15 protein-coding genes are annotated in these 16267 nt (G+C 75.7%); 8 read left to right on the plus strand and 7 right to left on the minus strand.

Annotated features, from left to right (window positions below; genetic code table 11):
* Positions 1 to 50: 50 nt before the first annotated feature.
* The 3 genes from E4U91_RS02385 to E4U91_RS02390 all read right to left on the minus strand — a co-directional run bounded on the left by E4U91_RS02385 (position 51) and on the right by E4U91_RS02390 (position 2052).
* Positions 51 to 722, minus strand: a complete 672-nt coding sequence (locus E4U91_RS02385; RefSeq protein WP_137304979.1) for a DUF2278 family protein — start codon at positions 720 to 722, stop codon at positions 51 to 53.
* A 212-nt stretch (positions 723 to 934) separates the two neighbouring features.
* Complete coding sequence (locus E4U91_RS37990) at positions 935 to 1081, minus strand: hypothetical protein (RefSeq protein ID WP_168218056.1); 147 nt, start codon at positions 1079 to 1081, stop codon at positions 935 to 937.
* A gap of 116 nt (positions 1082 to 1197) precedes the next feature.
* Positions 1198 to 2052 carry an MBL fold metallo-hydrolase gene (locus E4U91_RS02390; RefSeq protein WP_137304980.1) on the minus strand — a complete coding sequence of 285 codons (855 nt, stop codon included), beginning with the start codon at positions 2050 to 2052 and terminating at the stop codon, positions 1198 to 1200.
* A gap of 287 nt (positions 2053 to 2339) precedes the next feature.
* On the opposite strand from E4U91_RS02390, the gene ctaD reads away from it, so the two are divergent.
* Together ctaD and E4U91_RS02400 are read left to right on the plus strand one after the other, a co-directional pair.
* Positions 2340 to 4052 carry an aa3-type cytochrome oxidase subunit I gene (gene ctaD / locus E4U91_RS02395; RefSeq protein WP_137304981.1) on the plus strand — a complete coding sequence of 571 codons (1713 nt, stop codon included), beginning with the start codon at positions 2340 to 2342 and terminating at the stop codon, positions 4050 to 4052.
* Positions 4049 to 4402: a cytochrome C oxidase subunit I gene (locus tag E4U91_RS02400; protein WP_174867738.1), complete on the plus strand. Its 354-nt coding sequence runs from the start codon at positions 4049 to 4051 to the stop codon at positions 4400 to 4402. The genes ctaD and E4U91_RS02400 overlap by 4 nt, the downstream gene beginning before the upstream one ends.
* A gap of 27 nt (positions 4403 to 4429) precedes the next feature.
* Here the strand turns inward: E4U91_RS02400 and E4U91_RS02405 are convergent, their stop codons facing one another.
* A complete protein-coding gene (locus tag E4U91_RS02405) occupies positions 4430 to 5317 on the minus strand; it encodes an NADP-dependent oxidoreductase (protein ID WP_137304982.1) in 888 nt (295 codons plus the stop codon).
* 144 nt (positions 5318 to 5461) lie between these two features.
* Between E4U91_RS02405 and E4U91_RS02410 the strand changes: the two genes are divergently transcribed.
* Positions 5462 to 5866: a winged helix-turn-helix transcriptional regulator gene (locus tag E4U91_RS02410; protein ID WP_137304983.1), complete on the plus strand. Its 405-nt coding sequence runs from the start codon at positions 5462 to 5464 to the stop codon at positions 5864 to 5866.
* A 115-nt stretch (positions 5867 to 5981) separates the two neighbouring features.
* Positions 5982 to 7358 (plus strand): cryptochrome/photolyase family protein, encoded by a 1377-nt coding sequence (locus E4U91_RS02415; RefSeq protein WP_137304984.1) that lies wholly within the window; start codon positions 5982 to 5984, stop codon positions 7356 to 7358.
* 55 nt (positions 7359 to 7413) lie between these two features.
* On the opposite strand, the gene E4U91_RS02420 is transcribed toward E4U91_RS02415, so the two are convergent.
* The 3 genes from E4U91_RS02420 to E4U91_RS02430 are packed head-to-tail and all read right to left on the minus strand — an operon-like array spanning position 7414 to position 10987.
* On the minus strand, positions 7414 to 9036 hold the full coding sequence (locus tag E4U91_RS02420; RefSeq protein WP_137304985.1) for an FAD-dependent oxidoreductase: 1623 nt from the start codon (positions 9034 to 9036) through the stop codon (positions 7414 to 7416).
* Entirely contained in the window at positions 9033 to 9773 is a 741-nt protein-coding gene (locus E4U91_RS02425) for a class I SAM-dependent methyltransferase (RefSeq protein WP_137304986.1), read from the minus strand. Before E4U91_RS02425 ends, E4U91_RS02420 begins: the two co-directional genes overlap by 4 nt.
* Before the next feature lie 17 nt (positions 9774 to 9790).
* A complete protein-coding gene (locus E4U91_RS02430) occupies positions 9791 to 10987 on the minus strand; it encodes a lycopene cyclase family protein (RefSeq protein ID WP_137304987.1) in 1197 nt (398 codons plus the stop codon).
* A gap of 322 nt (positions 10988 to 11309) precedes the next feature.
* Here E4U91_RS02430 and E4U91_RS02435 point away from each other — a divergent pair, with 322 nt between their 5' ends.
* Genes E4U91_RS02435 through E4U91_RS02450 form a run of 4 tightly spaced genes read left to right on the plus strand, consistent with a single transcriptional unit; the run spans position 11310 to position 16244 of the window.
* Positions 11310 to 12704 carry a polyprenyl synthetase family protein gene (locus tag E4U91_RS02435; RefSeq protein WP_137304988.1) on the plus strand — a complete coding sequence of 465 codons (1395 nt, stop codon included), beginning with the start codon at positions 11310 to 11312 and terminating at the stop codon, positions 12702 to 12704.
* Positions 12701 to 14242, plus strand: a complete 1542-nt coding sequence (gene crtI, locus E4U91_RS02440) for a phytoene desaturase family protein (RefSeq protein WP_137304989.1) — start codon at positions 12701 to 12703, stop codon at positions 14240 to 14242. The genes E4U91_RS02435 and crtI overlap by 4 nt, the downstream gene beginning before the upstream one ends.
* Positions 14239 to 15243: a phytoene/squalene synthase family protein gene (locus tag E4U91_RS02445; RefSeq protein ID WP_137304990.1), complete on the plus strand. Its 1005-nt coding sequence runs from the start codon at positions 14239 to 14241 to the stop codon at positions 15241 to 15243. The genes crtI and E4U91_RS02445 overlap by 4 nt, the downstream gene beginning before the upstream one ends.
* The gene (locus tag E4U91_RS02450) at positions 15240 to 16244 is read left to right on the plus strand and encodes a DUF5914 domain-containing protein (RefSeq protein WP_137304991.1); all 1005 of its coding nucleotides are present in this window, start codon (positions 15240 to 15242) and stop codon (positions 16242 to 16244) included. Before E4U91_RS02445 ends, E4U91_RS02450 begins: the two co-directional genes overlap by 4 nt.
* Positions 16245 to 16267 lie beyond the last annotated feature (23 nt).

Here is a 16267-nt window from a genome sequence, read left to right on the forward strand (position 1 = left end):
GTGGGGCCGCGGTGACCGGGGTGACGGCCGCCACCACGGGAGGGACCCGCTCAGGCGAGCGGGTGTCCCGCGCCGTCCGTGCGGTCGGCCTGACTGGAGAACCTGGTCAGGAAGACGTCGTAGCGGCCGTCGGGACGGTGGGTGACGATCGCGCCATCCTGCCAGACGCCGTTCTCCGGCCACCACTGGGAGCCGGCCGGGTCCCCCTGGTTCTGGTGCACGTTGTGCACGCCGACGTCGCCGCGGGGGCGGTTGTCGAACGGCTCCCCGAAGACCAGGATGCGCTGCCCGAGGACGAGGACGCCCTCCAGCGCGGTCGCCGCGTCGAGGTTGCTGCCCGCGTGCCAGGGCCGGGAGCCGAACAGGTCGAGCAGGTCCGTCAGGCAGGACGGCGGGCGCCGCTCGAACAGGACGCCGGAGTGGTCCACCAGCGCCGGGTGGCGCAGGAAGTCGAGGGCGCCGGAGTCCGGTCCGCCGTCCAGTTCGTGGTAGCCCGGGGGCAGGGACACGGCCGGTTGGAGGGCGGCGGCGTCCAGGGTGAGGGTCTTGAAGCGCACGCCCACGCTGGACTGGTGGCTGTCGACGTCGACGGCACAGTGGTAGCGGCCGTCGGGCGCGTCCACCTCCAGCTTGACGTGGAACCACCGGCCCTGGTCGTCCGGCTCGTCGCGGCGGTGTCCGTGCAGGGTCCCCGCGAGCACGCCGTAGTGGTCGAAAGGCATGGCGCCAGTGAACCACCGCGACCACGCGGCGTCTCGCAGTGGTGACGCACGGTACGGAGCGGTGGTGATCGGCCGGGACGGACTCCGCCGACGCGGCAGGGACGGAGACGGACGGCACCGGGACCGAGGGCGCCTGACCTCAGCGCACGACGGCCCGGACGCGGAGCGGGGTGCCGCCGCACGGTGGGACCGGCGGCGGCACCCCGGTCACGTCAGCGGCGGGTGCGCAGTTTGCCCAGGAGCTGCTGGGCCTGGGCGCGACGGCGCGGGTCGGCCGCGGTACGGCGTACCTGGTCGATCGTGCGACGCCCCTGCGGGCTCTTCGCGAAGCGCTTGATCCTCTCGAGCACTGCGGACACGCGTGACTCCTTCCCCTCTGGGACACCCGGCTTCGCGCCGGGCGCCGTGGGGTCCGGGTACCCGGGGACGGCCGGTCCAGCCCTGCCGGCCCGTCGGCCCCGCCCGGGCGGGGGCCTCACGCCAGGGCGACCGCTCCGTCGGCCGCCGTCAGGCGCGCCCGCCCTCCGTGGGGGCAGTGCACGATCCGGTCGCCGAGCCCCAGCCGCTCCGCCTCGGCCAGGAAGTCCGACAGCGGCGACCGCATCACCGTGTAGTCGTGATAGTGCACGGGCAGCACGGCCCGGGGAGCCAGCCGGCGGGACAGCTCCGCGCCCTGCGCCCCGTCCATGGTGACGACGAACCCGCCCGGCAGGGTGGTGCCGCCCAGGTGCAGCACGGCCAGGTCGGCGGCCGGGAAGCGCCGGGCGATCTCGTCGAGGCCGTCGTACACCAGCGTGTCGCCCGACAGGTACAGCCGCAGCCGGGGCGGCCGGCCGGCCGGGCCGAACTCCAGCATGCTGCCCATCACCGGCGGCAGCAGCCCGCGCAGCACCCGCTGACCGGCGTGCCGCCCGGGCAGGGCCGTGATCCGGGCCTGGACACCGCCGTGCTCCAGGGTCAGGCCCCGCCAGGTGCGCAGACCGGCCGTGCGCTCGAAGCCCTGGAACACCTTGAGGCGGCGCGCGGCGTGCGGCGTCGTCACGACCGGGGTTGCGTGGTCGAGGTGCCGGCGGGCCTGCCGGTCCCAGTGGTCGCCGTGCAGGTGGGACAGCACGATCCCGTCGAGGCGGGGCAGGTCCTGCGGCGCGAGGGCCGGCTCGGTCAGCCGCCGGCTCACCAGGCCGTAGCCGAGGTGGGCGTACTGGCCGCGGTGCAGGAAGTTGGGATCGGTGAGCAGGGTCAGCGGACCGTAGCGCAGCAGGACGGTCGCGTTGCCGATGAAGTGCAGGTCGAGTGCGTCGTCCGTGGGGCCGACCGGGGTTCCTGACATGGTCACCCGCCCTTCGCCTGGTCGCAGGGCCGGGGCGCGGGTCCGCGGTGCGTGACGGCGGGCGCCCCTGGTGCGGGCCGGGGTACCCGGACCGGGCCGGGTCAGTCCTCACGACGGCCGGTCCGACGGGCCGTCAGGGCACCCGGTACTCCACTCGGGTGACCGCGTCAGCCGATCGGCCGCGTGTCGAACGCTGCGGGAGTCGGCCGTCGTTGCACATCGCGAAGATGGCCTGTGACCGACGCCATGGCACCGGCATACCGCGAGCACCGAAAGACACACGACCTGTGAGCATTCTCAACGACCCGCACGGGCCGGCCCCCGACACCTACGAGAGCGAGCTGCCGGTCAAGGCCCGCAAGCCCGGCAGCGTGGTGGTCAAGTGGCTGACCACCACCGACCACAAGACCATCGGAACGCTCTACCTCACCACGTCGTTCGCGTTCTTCCTGCTGGGTGGCGTGCTGGCGCTGGTCATGCGCGCCGAGCTGGCGCGGCCGGGCATCCAGATCATCTCGAACGAGCAGTACAACCAGGCGTTCACGATGCACGGCACGATCATGCTGCTGATGTTCGCGACGCCGCTGTTCGCCGGCTTCACCAACTGGATCATGCCGCTGCAGATCGGCGCGCCCGACGTGGCGTTCCCGCGGCTGAACATGTTCGCCTACTGGCTGTACCTGTTCGGCTCGCTCATCGCGGTCGGCGGGTTCCTGACGCCCAACGGCGCGGCCGACTTCGGCTGGTTCGCCTACTCACCCCTGTCGAGCGCCGAGCGCACGGTGGGCGTCGGGGGCGACCTGTGGGTGATGGGCCTGGCCTTCTCGGGGTTCGGAACGATCCTCGGCGCGGTCAACTTCATCACCACGATCATCTGCATGCGCGCACCGGGCATGACGATGTTCCGCATGCCGATCTTCACCTGGAACGTGCTGCTGACCGCCGTCCTGGTGCTGCTGGCCTTCCCGGTCCTGGCGGCCGCGCTGTTCGCCCTGATGGCGGACCGCAAGTTCGGGGCGCACATCTACGACGCGGCCAACGGCGGCCCGTTGCTCTGGCAACACCTCTTCTGGTTCTTCGGCCATCCGGAGGTGTACATCATCGCCTTGCCGTTCTTCGGCATCGTCACCGAGATCATCCCGGTCTTCTCCCGCAAGCCGATCTTCGGCTACATGGGCCTGGTCGCGGCCACCATCGCGATCGCCGGGCTGTCGGTCACCGTGTGGGCGCACCACATGTACGTCACCGGTGGCGTGCTGCTGCCGTTCTTCTCCTTCATGACGTTCCTCATCGCGGTCCCGACCGGTGTGAAGTTCTTCAACTGGATCGGCACGATGTGGAAGGGCTCGCTGTCCTTCGAGACGCCGATGCTGTGGGCCGCGGGCTTCCTGGTGACGTTCCTCTTCGGTGGTCTGACCGGGGTCATCCTGGCCTCGCCGCCGATGGACTTCCACGTGTCCGACTCCTACTTCGTGGTGGCGCACTTCCACTACGTCGTCTTCGGTACGGTCGTCTTCGCGATGTTCGCGGGCTTCCACTTCTGGTGGCCGAAGTTCACCGGCAAGCTGCTGGACGAGCGGCTGGGGAAGGTCACATTCTGGACGCTGTTCGTCGGCTTCCACGGCACCTTCCTGGTCCAGCACTGGCTGGGCGCCGAGGGCATGCCCCGCCGGTACGCCGACTACCTGGCGGCCGACGGCTTCACCGCCCTGAACACGATCTCGACGATCGCCTCCTTCCTGCTGGGCCTGTCCATGCTCCCGTTCCTCTACAACGTGTGGAAGACGGCCAAGTACGGCAAGCCGGTCGGCGTCGACGACCCGTGGGGCTACGGCCGCTCGCTGGAGTGGGCGACCTCCTGCCCGCCGCCGCGGCACAACTTCGCCACGCTGCCGCGCATCCGCAGTGAGTCCCCGGCGTTCGACCTGCACCACCCCGACATCGCGATGGCCGAGGCCGCGGCGCACGGACCCCGGCAGGCCGACACGAGGATCCAGTGAACGGCCTGCCGGGACAGGCCGCCGACAGCCAGCCGGGCGACCTCGCCAACGAGGTCGAGGGGTACCTCCTGTGGCAGGCCCGGGTGGCGGAGGCCGAGACCCGCGCCCGGGCCTTCGCCGAGCAGCTCGACTGGCTGACGACGGGCCAGCGGGAGCAGATCGAGCAGCACTACGTGACCGACAGCCTCCAGCGGGCCCGGGACGACCTGGAGCGCGTCGTGGCCCGGTGCCACTCGCTGCGCGCCGAGTACGAGCACCGGTACCGCACGCTGCGGCGGCGCTGTGTGGCCTGGGTGCTGGCGGTCTGCGCCGGCCTGACCACGGTGACCGGTCTCTACCTGCTCCTGTGACCCGCGCGGGCGGCCCCCCGCACCCGCTCAGGGCACCAGCACGATCCGGCCGCGCACCCCTCCCCCGGCGAGGCGCGCGTGGGCCTCGGCCGCGTCGTCGAGGGCGTACGTCCCGGCGACCCGCAGGGTCAGGGCGCCCTCGTCCACCAGCCGGACCAGCTCCGCCAGCCGGGCCCCGTCCGCGGCGACCTCGACCGCCGAGGTGCGCACCCCGCGCGCCGGGGCGGGCTGGGCCTGCGGGATGACGCCGACGTACGCGCCGCCGTCCCGCACCCACCGCAGGGCGCGCTCGCCGAGCACCGCCGCGTCCAGCACGGCGTCGAAGTCGCCCCCGGACGGCTCACCGGCCGCCGGGGTCGCGCCGAGGGAGCGTACGAGGTCCTCGTCGGCGGCCCGGGCCAGGCCGGTCACGGCCACCCCGCGCCGGGCGGCGAGCTGGACGGCGAAGCCGCCGACCGCGCCCGCCGCGCCCGTGACCAGCAGCGACCGGCCCTCCTCGAGCTCCAGCAGGTCGAGGGCCTGGGCGGCGGTCAGCGCGTTCAGCGGGAGCGTGGCCGCGTGCACGGCGTCCACCGTCGTCGGCGCCGTCGCGACCGCGTCGGCGTCCACCACGACGTACTCCGCGTGCGTGCCCACCGCCTTCACCATGCCGTGGTCCAGCGCCACGACCCGGTCGCCCGGGCTCCACGCGGTGGCCACGCCGGTCGCGTCCACGGTGCCGGCGACGTCCCAGCCGAGCCCGATCTGCTTGCCCGCACCGCCGAACGCCCCGGCCCGCACCCCGGCGTCGACCGGGTTGACCGCCGCCGCGGCCACCTTGATCCGTACCTGGCGGGCGGCCGGCTCGGGCAGCTCGCTCTCCACGACCTCCACCGACTCCGGCCCGCCGAAGGACCGCACCACGGCAGCACGCATCACAACTCTCCTGAGGATGAGGGGACTTGAGGGCCCGGCCGCTCCTTCGGCGGCCGCCCCCGACCACCCACGACCCTACGAAGAGCTACTCTCCACGGGTAAGTAGTTACCCGAAGGTGCGTACGTCCCCCGGAGGTGAGTGCCATGGCCACCCTGACCGCGGCCCAGAAGCGCGAGCAGGCCCGCGTCGCGTACGACGCGTTCATCCGCAGCTGCCCCACCAACCAGCTCCTGGACCGCATCAGCGACAAGTGGGTCAGCCTCGTGGTCTCCGCCCTCGCCCCCGGTCCGATGCGCTACAGCGACCTCGCCCGCAGGATCGCCGGGGTCAGCCCCAAGATGCTCACCCAGACCCTGCGCTCCCTGGAGCGCGACGGGCTCCTCACGCGGACGGTGACGCCGTCCGTGCCGGTCCGCGTCGACTACGAGCTGACCCGCCTGGGCCACAGCCTCGCCCACCTGCTGACGGCGGTGAAGGACTGGGCGGAGACCCACTTCGACGAGGTCCACGCGGCCCGGGAACGGTACGACGCGCTCGCCGACGAGTGACCGTCCGGGTGAAGTGACGGACCCGTACGGGCCGACCGCATCCGTGCGCGGCGTGACGGGGGAAGTATCCGCCGTCCTCATCGGACAGCGCCGTCACCGGAGGAGAGTCGAAGCCATGCACGTCTCGGTCGTCCTGTTCACCGCCGATCTGCGGCTGCACGACCATCCGCCGCTGCGGGCCGCGCTGGACGCCTCGGACACGGTGGTGCCGCTCTTCGTGCGCGACCAGGCCGTGACGGCGGCCGGGTTCGACCCGCCCAACCGGCGCGCGTTCCTCGCCGACTGCCTGGCCGACCTGGACGCCTCGCTGCGCGAGCGCGGCGGGCGGCTCGTGGTGCGCTCGGGCGACCTGGTCGAGGAGGTGTGCCGGGTGGTGAGCGAGGCGGACGCCGACGAGATCCACATGGCTGCCGGCCACACCGCCTTCGCCGCCCGCCGCGAGGAGCGGCTGCGGCGGGCGCTGGAGGCGGACGGCCGCCGCCTGTTCGTGCACGACGCCGTGACCGTGGCGGTGCCCCCGGGCACGGTGACGCCCGCCTCAGCGGACCACTTCGCCGTGTTCACCCCGTACTTCCGCCAGTGGGACCGGCTGGTGCTGCGCCCGGTCGCCCCGCCTCCGCGCCGGGTGAGCGTGCCCGGGCACGTGACGGGCGAGCCGCTGCCCGCGCGCGGTGACGTCGGCGGTGTCTCGCCCGCCCTCATGGCCGGCGGGGAGGGCGCGGCCCGCAGGCGACTGACGGCCTACTGGCGCAAAGGGCTGGACGCCTACGACGACACGCGGGACGACCTGGCCGCCGACACCACCTCGCGGTTCTCCCCGCACCTGCACTTCGGCACGCTGTCCCCGGTGGAGCTGGTCCACCGCGCCCGTAAGCAGGGCGGCCCGGGCGCCGACGCCCTGGTCCGGCAGCTCGCCTGGCGCGACTTCCACCGCCAGGTCCTGGCCGCCCGCCCCGGCGCGGCCCGCGCGGACTACCGCACCAAACGCGACAGCTGGCGCTCGCGGCGCACCGCCGCGGCCGACATCGAGGCGTGGGAGACGGGGCGGACCGGCTATCCGGTGATCGACGCCGCGATGCGGCAGCTGCGCCACGAGGGCTGGATGCACAACCGGGCCCGGCTGCTCACCGCGAGCTTCCTCGCCAAGACCCTGTACGTCGACTGGCGCATCGGCGCAGCCCACTTCCTGCACTGGCTGGTCGACGGGGACGTGGCCAACAACCAGCTCAACTGGCAGTGGGTGGCCGGCACGGGCACCGACACCCGGCCCAACCGGGTCCTCAACCCGGTCACCCAGGCCAAGCGGTACGACCCCGACGGCGCGTACGTGCGGCGGTGGGTGCCGGAGCTGGCCGGGGTCGGCGCGCCGGCCGTCCACGAGCCATGGAAGCTGGCCGGCCCGGAGCGGGCCGCGCTGGACTACCCGGAACCGGTGGTGGAGCTGTCGGCGGGGCTGTACCGGTTCCGGCAGGCCCGCGAGCGGGCGCGCTGAGGCGCCGGGGCTCGCGGGGCGGGCGCCGGTCGGGCGCCCACCCCGCGCGGTCGTCTCACGTCCCGCCCGCCGCGCGGGCCGCCCACCGCAGCGCTGCCGTGCGGCCCCCGTCGGGCACGGTCCACAGCGGGTGCCCGCGCAGGCCCCAGCCGTGCAGGAGGGCGTTGGCGGCGAGGAAGCCACTGGTGGCGGCCCGCTCCATGAGCGCCACCGGCAGACCGGTGCGGACGGCGTCGCCCGCCAGGACGAGGCCCGGGGTGGACGTGCGCACGGCGGGCCGGTCGTCGTAGCCGCCGACGGGGAACAGCGGGCAGTCCGCGCGCCACTCGTGGCGGACGTCCACCACCCGGGCGGGGCCCGTCTCGGGGTAGACGCGGTGCAGTTCGGCGACGAGTTCCTTCTGCCGGGCCTCCCGGTCGCCGGCGCCGGGCAGGGCGTAGGCGTGCAGTTCGAGGACGGAGCCGCCGGTGCGGGCGGCCCAGCGGGCGGCCTCGCCCTCCCAGCGGTCCAGGACGCTGACGTTGTCCAGGGGGCCGTAGCCGCTGGTGCCGAGGAAGCCGGGCCGGTCGGCGCGGACCGGCCGGTCCAGCCACAGCCGGGTGACGAGGAACGGCGGCGCGGTGCGCAGCCGGGCCAGGCGCTCGCGCCACGCCGGGTCACCGAGGCCGTCGGAGCGCTGCACGAGGTCGCGCAGGGCGCCCGGGTCCAGGGCGAGGACGACGGCGTCGTGGTGGTCCTCGGCGGTGCGGGTGGCCACGGTGAACCCCGCGGAGCCGTCGGACCCTCGGGACCCCGTTCCGGCTCCGGGGCGGTCCGGTGTGACGGCCTCGACCGGGCTGGACGTCAGCAGGCACGCCCCGAGGCCGGTCAGATGCGCGGCCAGCGGGTCCCACAGGGCCTGCGGGAAGGGCTCGGACGGCACGTCGAACAGCAGGCCCTCGGCCGAGCCGAGGAAGTAGATGTGGAACATCAGCGCCATCTCGGCGGCCGACAGCAGGCGCGGGTCGGCGAAGAAGCTCCGCGAGAAGACCTCGAAGGCCAGGTGCCGTGCCGCCGGGGGGAAGCGGATCGCCTCCAGGAAGTCGTGGGCGCTGGTCCCGTCCAGCCGCTCGTACACGCCGGGCACGCGCACGTCGAGCAGGGGCAGCGCCGCGCGGACGTTCATCCGGGCCAGGTCGCGCACTCCGAACGACGGGCTCAGCGCGACGAAGCCGAGGGCGCTCAGCGGCGGTGTGCGGGGCACGCGCCGGAAGCCGTCCTGTCCGCCGGCGGAGTGCCGCAGGGGGTAGTCGGGCAGGCCGGTCAGGCGGGAGAGGCCGGGGTCGGTGCGGCGCAGCAGGGCGCGCAGGTTGTAGTACTGCCGGAAGAACGCGTGGAAGCCCCGGCTCATGGTGGCCGTGCTGCCGTCGGCGAGCCGCGTCGGCCAGCCCGCGAGCCGGCCGCCGAGCACCGCCTCGCTCTCGTACAGCGTGACGCGTACGCCGCGCTCGGCCAGCGCGGTGGCGGCCGTGAGCCCGGCGATGCCGCCGCCCACGACGGCGACGCTCGGGGCGGTCGGCGGGTCGGCGCGGTCGGCGCCGGGTGCGGCGGGCAGCAGGCGCGCCAGCCGGTCGCGGCCCGGGCGGGAGGGGCCGGGGCGGGAGGGCAGGGGGCGCGAGGGCTCGGGGTGGGAGGTCATCGCGGGTCGGCTCCCGTCCGGCGGGTGTCGGGGGCGCGGCGCGCCACCACGGTGTGGGTGATGCCGGCCTGCCAGCCCGGCAGAGGCAGCACGCGCACCCGTTCGAACCCGGCCGCCGCCACCCGACGGGCGAGGGCGCCGGCGGTGTCGAAGGCGAGCACGCTGTGCCACAGGTGCCGGTAGAGGGGGCCGTCGCCGAGCAGCGTGGCGACGGGGACGACCAGTCCGCCGCACACCGCGTTCCACACCGCCCGGTGCGCGGGGTGCCCGCTGAGCGCGTACTCGTGCACGGCGAGCCGGCCGTGCGGGGCGAGCATGCGGCGGGCGGCGCTCAGCACGGCGTCCGGGTCGGCGGTGTTGCGCAGCAGGTACGCGGCGAAGACGGCGTCGAACGGGCCGCTGACCCCGGCCTCCGCGAGGCGCTCCACGGGGGCGTGGACGAAGCGCACGGACGCCGACCACGGGCGGAGCGCGGCACGGCGCAGCATGCCCTCGCTCGCGTCGACGGCGGTGATCTGCGCGCCGGGCAGGACGGCGGCCAGGGCGGCGGTGGACGCCCCGGTGCCGCAGCCGAGGTCGAGGACGCGCAGCCTGGTGCCGTGCCGGGGCAGGCCGAGCCGCCGGACGGAGCGGCGCAGGTGGGCGTGGTAGCCGGGGTTGGCCGCGACGAGGGTGTCGTAGCTGCGGGCGGCGTGGTCGAAGGCGTCGGCGAGACGGGCGTCGCGCAGGAGCGGCATGGGTTCGGGCTCCGGGGTCAGGCGGCCGGACGGGTCCGGCGCGGGGTGAAGGGCAGGCGGAGGGCGGAGGTGAGCATCGCGGCGGTGGGCACGTGCGCGCCGACGGCGAGGTCCTCGGGCAGGCTGGTGGCGCCGTCGAGGAAGCGCAGCAGCCGCACCGGCGGCACGCGCGCGAAGAGCCTGCTGAAGAACGCGGGGCCGTCGACCCGCCCGCTGTCCAGGGCGTGCAGCAGGACGGCGTCCATCAGCCGGGCCCGCGCGGAGTGCGGGCGGGGCGGCAGCGGCCGGCGGCCGGCGTGCAGGGCGTCGGCCACGGCGCGGGTCTGCCGCTGCACGGCGCTGAAGGTGTAGCCGGTCGAGGGCCGGGTGGCCCCGGCCGAGGCGCCGATGCGGAAGACGTGCGGGGCGCACTGCCGGGGGAAGACGGCGTCCGTCATGGGGATCACCCCGTGCTCGGTGGCGCTGACCCGGTAGTCGTCCAGACCGACCACGTCCTCCACGTACCGGCGCAGGACGCGGTCGTACTGCCCGCCGGGCAGGACCTGCCGGGAGAACTCCGTGTACTCGACCAGTGCCTCGCACGGGCCGACCGGCAGCACGTAGCCGAAGGACAGCCCGTGGGCCGGCTGCGGGGTGCGGAAGTCCATCAGTTCCACCGCGTCCGGGTCGAAGACCGGCGTCCGCGTCCGGACGAACCAGCCGCGGAAGTGCTGGAGCAGCGTGGTGCGCGCGGGTGGCAGGGACGGCAGGGGGCGGGAGTCGAAGACCCAGCGGGCGCGGACCGTGACGGGGCCGCCGTCGGGCAGCCGCCCGTGCACGCGGGCGCCGTCCGGCACCGGCTCGATCCGCTCGACGGCCGCCTGCACGCGCCGCGCCCGGCCGCTGACCGCGATCTCGTCGGCGACCAGGGTCTCGAACGCGTCGGACGACAGCATCTTGTACGTCAGCGGCGCGATCGTCCGGGTGACGACCGTGCCGTCGGGGGCGCGCACGCGCAGGTGCTCCCAGCGGGCGGTCAGCGCCTCGTCGTACGGGCCCGCGCCCCGCTCCCAGAAGCACCAGGTGCGCGGCGCGGCGCGCGCCGGGCCGGGCGGGGCGGTCAGCAGCACGGTGTCCAGCGGGCGCACCCCCACCGGGGGCCGCGCCAGGTTGAGCACCAGCGACAGTCCCGCGGCGCCCGCCCCGACCACGGCGACGTCGGTCTCCAGATCCACGCCCGCAGCTCCCTCGCCCAGCTCTCGCCCCCGCCGGCGGCGGGCTTCCCGGATACGGCTCTCCGGCCGGCGCCGTCCCGTGCGGGGGCGTCGTGCCGCCCAGTGTTTCCGGCCGACCGTGCCGCGCGGATGCACCGCGGTGCGTGTCGTGCGGCCGTCCGGCGGGTGAGCGGTCCGCCCGGCGGCACCGCTTGTGCCCGAACGGCGCATCCGGTCACGCCTCCCGCGCGGAATGACTCGTACGAGACGGCGTTGCGGCCCACCGCACACGACAGCCGTACCCGGACCACGGACACACCCACCACGGGCGAGAGGATCCGCGATGCGTTTCACCCAGGCGACCGTCCGGCACACGGCCCGGCCGGACGAACCGCCCGGTGCCGGAGCCACTTCGCAGCAGGCCCGCGAGCCCGCGCACCCGTCTTCCCGGTACTCCGCGCCGAGCGGCGCGGGCGGCTCCTTCGGGGGTCCCGGCCTCCTCGACGGCCTCCTGTCCGACGACCCGGCGGCCGTGGACGCGGACGTGGCCGGCGCGGTCGGCGCGACCCTCGCCCGGCTGCTCGCCACCCGGGTGGACGACGCCCGGGTGCTGGATCCCCTGTTCGCCCGGGACGTCGCCGAGCGCGTCGCGGACTTCACCCTGCGCGGCGGGCGCCGGCTGCGGCCCCGGCTGCTGTGGTGGTCGCTGCGCGCCTGCGGCGGCGCGGACCGGGCGCAGGTGCGGGCGGCGCTGCGCGCCGCGGCGGCCCTCGAACTGCTCCAGACGTGCGCCCTCGTCCACGACGACGTGATGGACGCGGCGGCCACGCGGCGGGGCAGGCCCGCGCTGCACACGGCCGTCGCCGCGCAGTACGGCGACGGCGCGCCCGCCACCGCCCGACGGCTCGGCGAGTCCGCCGCCGTGCTGGCCGGCGACCTGGCCCTGGCCTGGGCCGACGACACGGTGGCGGAGCTGCTGGCGGACGGCGCGGACCTGCCCCCGGGTGCCGCGCGGCGCGCGCACGAGGTGTGGAGGACCACGCGGACCGAGATGGTCGCCGGGCAGTACCTGGACGTGCAGGGGCAGGCGACCGCCGCGCACACCGTCGCCCGCGCGGTGCGCGCCGCCTGCCTCAAGAGCGCGCTGTACACGGTCGAGCGGCCCGTGGAGCTGGGCGCCGTCCTCGCGGGCGCCGAGGCGTCCGTCGCACGGGCGCTGTGCCGGGCCGGGCGCTGCGCCGGGCTCGCCTTCCAGCTGCGGGACGACCTGGACGACCTGTTCGCCGACCCGGGCGTGACGGGCAAGCCGTCCGGCGGCGACGTGCGGGAGGGCAAGCCGACGTACCTGATGGCCCTCACCCGGGCGCGGGCCGCCGGGACCGGGGACCGGCACGCGCTGGAGGTGCTGGACGCCGCCGTGGGCCGGGTCGACCTGACCGGGGCCGGGCTCGACCGGGTGCGGGAGGTGGTGGTCGCGACCGGTGCGCGGGACGCCGTGGAGACGCGGATCGCGCGGTTGTCCCGGCGGGCCCTGCGGCACGTGGCCCTGTTGGAGCTGCCGCAGCCGCGGGCGGCGGCCGCCCTGCGCGAGCTGCTGACCGAGATCAGCGGGCCGCGGGACGGGACGGCGGCACCGGGACACCGCCCGGCGCCCGCGCCGACGTCCACCCCCGCACCGCCCACGGGGGCCGCACCCGCGGGCTCCCTCCCCGTCGCCGTACCGGAGGTGGCGCGATGACCCGCACCGTCCAGGGCCCCACCGATCACGTCGTGGTCGTCGGCGCGGGTCTGGCCGGGCTGTCGGCCGCCCTCCACCTGCTCGGCGCGGGCCGCCGGGTGACCGTCGTGGAGCGGGACGCGCTGCCCGGCGGCCGGGCCGGCCGGCTCGTGCGCGGCGGCTACTCCATCGACACCGGGCCGACCGTGCTGACCATGCCCGAGATCGCCGACGAGGCGTTCGCCGCGGTGGGCACCGCGCTGCGCGACCACGTCGACCTGATCCCGCTCGACCCGGCGTACCGGGCCCGGTTCGCCGACGGGACGTCGCTCGACGTGCACACCGACGGCGACGCCATGGCCGAGGAGGTCACCCGGTTCGCCGGGCCCGCGGAGGCGGCCGGCTACCGGCGGCTGCGCGAGCGGCTCACCCGGCTGTACCGGGCGGAGCGCGGCCGTTTCCTCGACGCGGACTTCGACTCGCCGTGGCAGCTGCTCACCCCGGACCTCGCCCGGCTGGCCGCCCTCGGCGGGTTCGGCCGCTGGGAGGCCGGGGTGGGCAAGTACCTGAAGGACGAGCGGCTGCGGCGGGTGTTCACCTTCCAGGCGCTGTACGCAGGCGTGCCCCCCGAGCGGGCCCTGGCCGCGTACATGGTGATCGCGTACATGGACACCGTCGCCGGGGTGTACTTCCCGCGCGGCGGGATGCACGCCCTGCCGCAGGCGATGGCCGACGTGGCGGCCGCGGCCGGCGCGACCTTCCACCACGGGCAGACGGTGACCCGGCTGGAGCGCTCGGGCGGGCGGATCACCGCCGTGGTCACCGAGGACCAGCGCATCCCCTGCGACGCCGTGGTCCTCACCCCCGACCTGCCGGTGACCTACCGGCTCCTGGGCCGCGCCCCGCGCCGTCCCCTCGGGCTGCGGCACGCGCCGTCGGCCGTCATCCTGCACGCGGGCTGCGACCGCACCTGGCCCGAACTGGCCCACCACACGATCTCGTTCGGCCACGCATGGCGGCGCACCTTCGACGAGCTGACCCGCACCGGGGAGCTGATGAGCGACCCCTCGCTGCTGATCACCCGGCCCACCGCCACCGACCCCTCGCTGGCCCCGCCCGGCCGGCACCTGCACTACGTCCTCGCGCCCTGCCCGCACACCGGGATCGGCCCGGGGGCGGCGCAGTGGCAGGACCTCGGACCGCGCTACCGCGACGGCCTGCTGCGCGAGCTGGACCGGCGCGGGCTGACCGGCATCGCCGAGTCGATCGAGGAGGAGTGCCTGGTGACCCCGGCGGACTGGACGGGGCAGGGCCTCGCCGCGGGGACGCCGTTCTCCGCCGCCCACACGTTCGCCCAGACCGGGCCGTTCCGCCCCCGCAACCTCGTGCGCGGCACCGCAAATGCTGTGCTGGCCGGCTGCGGCACCACCCCAGGCGTCGGCGTACCGCCGGTCCTGCTGTCCGGGAAGCTGGCCGCCGCCCGCATCACCGGGGCGGACCGCACGGCCGCGGCCCGGCGCCCGCGCACGATCCCCCTCGCCGAAGGAGCCCGGTCGTGACGACCCGAGAACTGGACGCCGCGGGCGTCACCGACCCCGAGCTGCGCACCGCCTACCTGCGCAGCCGCGAACTCAACGCCCGCCACGGGCGGACCTACTTCCTCGCCACCCGCCTGCTCACCCCGGACCGGCGCCCCGCCGTGCACGCGCTGTACGGCTTCGCCCGCTGGGCCGACGACATCGTGGACGCGCTCGACGGAGCACCCGACGACGAGCGGGCCCGCGCCCTGGACCGGCTGGGTGACGACCTCGCCCGCACCCTCGCCCACGACGGGCCCGGCCCGCGCGAGGCCCACCCGGTGGCCCGCGCGCTGGCCGACACCGCCCGCCGCCACGCGATCGACCACGGCCTCTTCACCGACTTCCTCGCCTCCATGCGCAGCGACCTGACGGTCGGCTCCTACGCCACCTACGACGACCTGCGCGGCTACATGCACGGCTCCGCGGCGGTGATCGGCCTGCAGATGCTGCCGGTGCTGGGCACGGTCACGCCCCGCGAGGAGGCGGCACCCCACGCGGCCGAGCTGGGCGTCGCCTTCCAGCTGACCAACTTCCTGCGGGACGTGGGCGAGGACCTCGACCGCGGCCGGGTCTACGTGCCCGAGGACCTGCTGGCCGCGCACGGCGTCGACCGCGGGCGACTGCGGCACTGCCGCGACACCGGCCGCACCGACGGCCACATCACCGCGGCGCTGCGGGAGTTCGCGTCCCTGACCCGGGCCGCGTACCGGCGGGCCGCGCCGGGCATCGCCATGCTCAGCCCTGTGTCGCGGCCGTGCATCCGCACGGCGTTCGTCCTGTACGGCGGCATCCTCGACGCCGTCGCCGCCGACGGGTACGCCGTCCTGCACCGGCGCTCGGTGGTGCCGCGCCGGCGCAGGGCCCTGGTCGCGGCCGACGGGCTGGTCCGGGTCGCCGCGGCCCGGCTGGCGGACCGCCGCTCCCCCGGCGCCCCCGTGCAGGCGGCCCCGGCGGACCGCGCGTACCAGGAGGTCGCGTGACTCCCCGGCCCGGACGGTACCGGCCCCCGCTGCGGCTGCGGCGCGCGCCGGTGCGCTGGGAACGGCAGCAGCCGACCTGGCGCGACGCCAAGCCCGCGCTGATCGCGCAGGCCCTGAAGCGGGCACAGGCCCGGCCCACCGGCAACTGGTACGTCGTCGGCGCCTCCCGGGACCTGCGTCCCGACCGGCCGCTCGGGCGCACGGTCGCCGGACGGGAAGTGGTGCTGTGGCGGGACGCCGAGGGGTGGCCGGTCGCCGGGCCCGGGGCCTGCCCGCACCTGGGCGCGCCGCTGCGGGACAGCCCGGTGCGCTGCGGCAGCCTGGTGTGCCACTGGCACGGACTGGCCCTGGACGGGCGCCCGTTCGCCGGGTGGGAGCCATGGCCGGCCCACGACGACGGGGTGCTGCTCTGGGTGCGGCTGGACGGGAGCGGCGGCGAGGCGCCGACCGACGCGCCCCTGGTGCCGACGCGTCCGGCGGCGGCCGACGCGCTGTCCGCCGTGTACACCACGGTGGGCGTGTGCGAGCCGGAGGACGTGGTGGCCAACCGCCTGGACCCCTGGCACGGGGCCTGGTTCCACCCGTACTCGTTCGTCGACCTGACCGTGGTGCGGGCGCCGGGCCGCGCCGACGAGGACGACTCCTTCACGGTGGACGTGTCGTTCAAGGTCGCCGGCCGGCTCGTCGTGCCGGTACGTGCCGAGTTCACCGCCCCGGGTCCGCGCACGGTGCTGATGCGGATCACGGAGGGTGAGGGACGGGGCTCGGTGGTGGAGACCCACGCCACCCCGCTAGGGCGGGACGCCCGGGGCCGGCCGCGCACGGCAGTGGTGGAAGCCGTGGTCGCCGGCTCCGAGCGGCGCGGCTTCGCGGCGGCCCGGCGCGCGGCTCCGGCGCTGCGGCCCTTCATCCGCGCGGCCGCCGCCCGGCTGTGGCGCGACGACCTGGCGTACGCGGAACGGCGCTGGGAGCTGCGCTCCACCGGACGCTTTCCGGGCTGAGCGGGGCGCTTCCCGGGCTGAGG

Source organism: Streptomyces lasalocidi (genome assembly GCF_005280215.1).
GTDB classification, from domain to species: Bacteria; Actinomycetota; Actinomycetes; order Streptomycetales; family Streptomycetaceae; genus Streptomyces; species Streptomyces longwoodensis.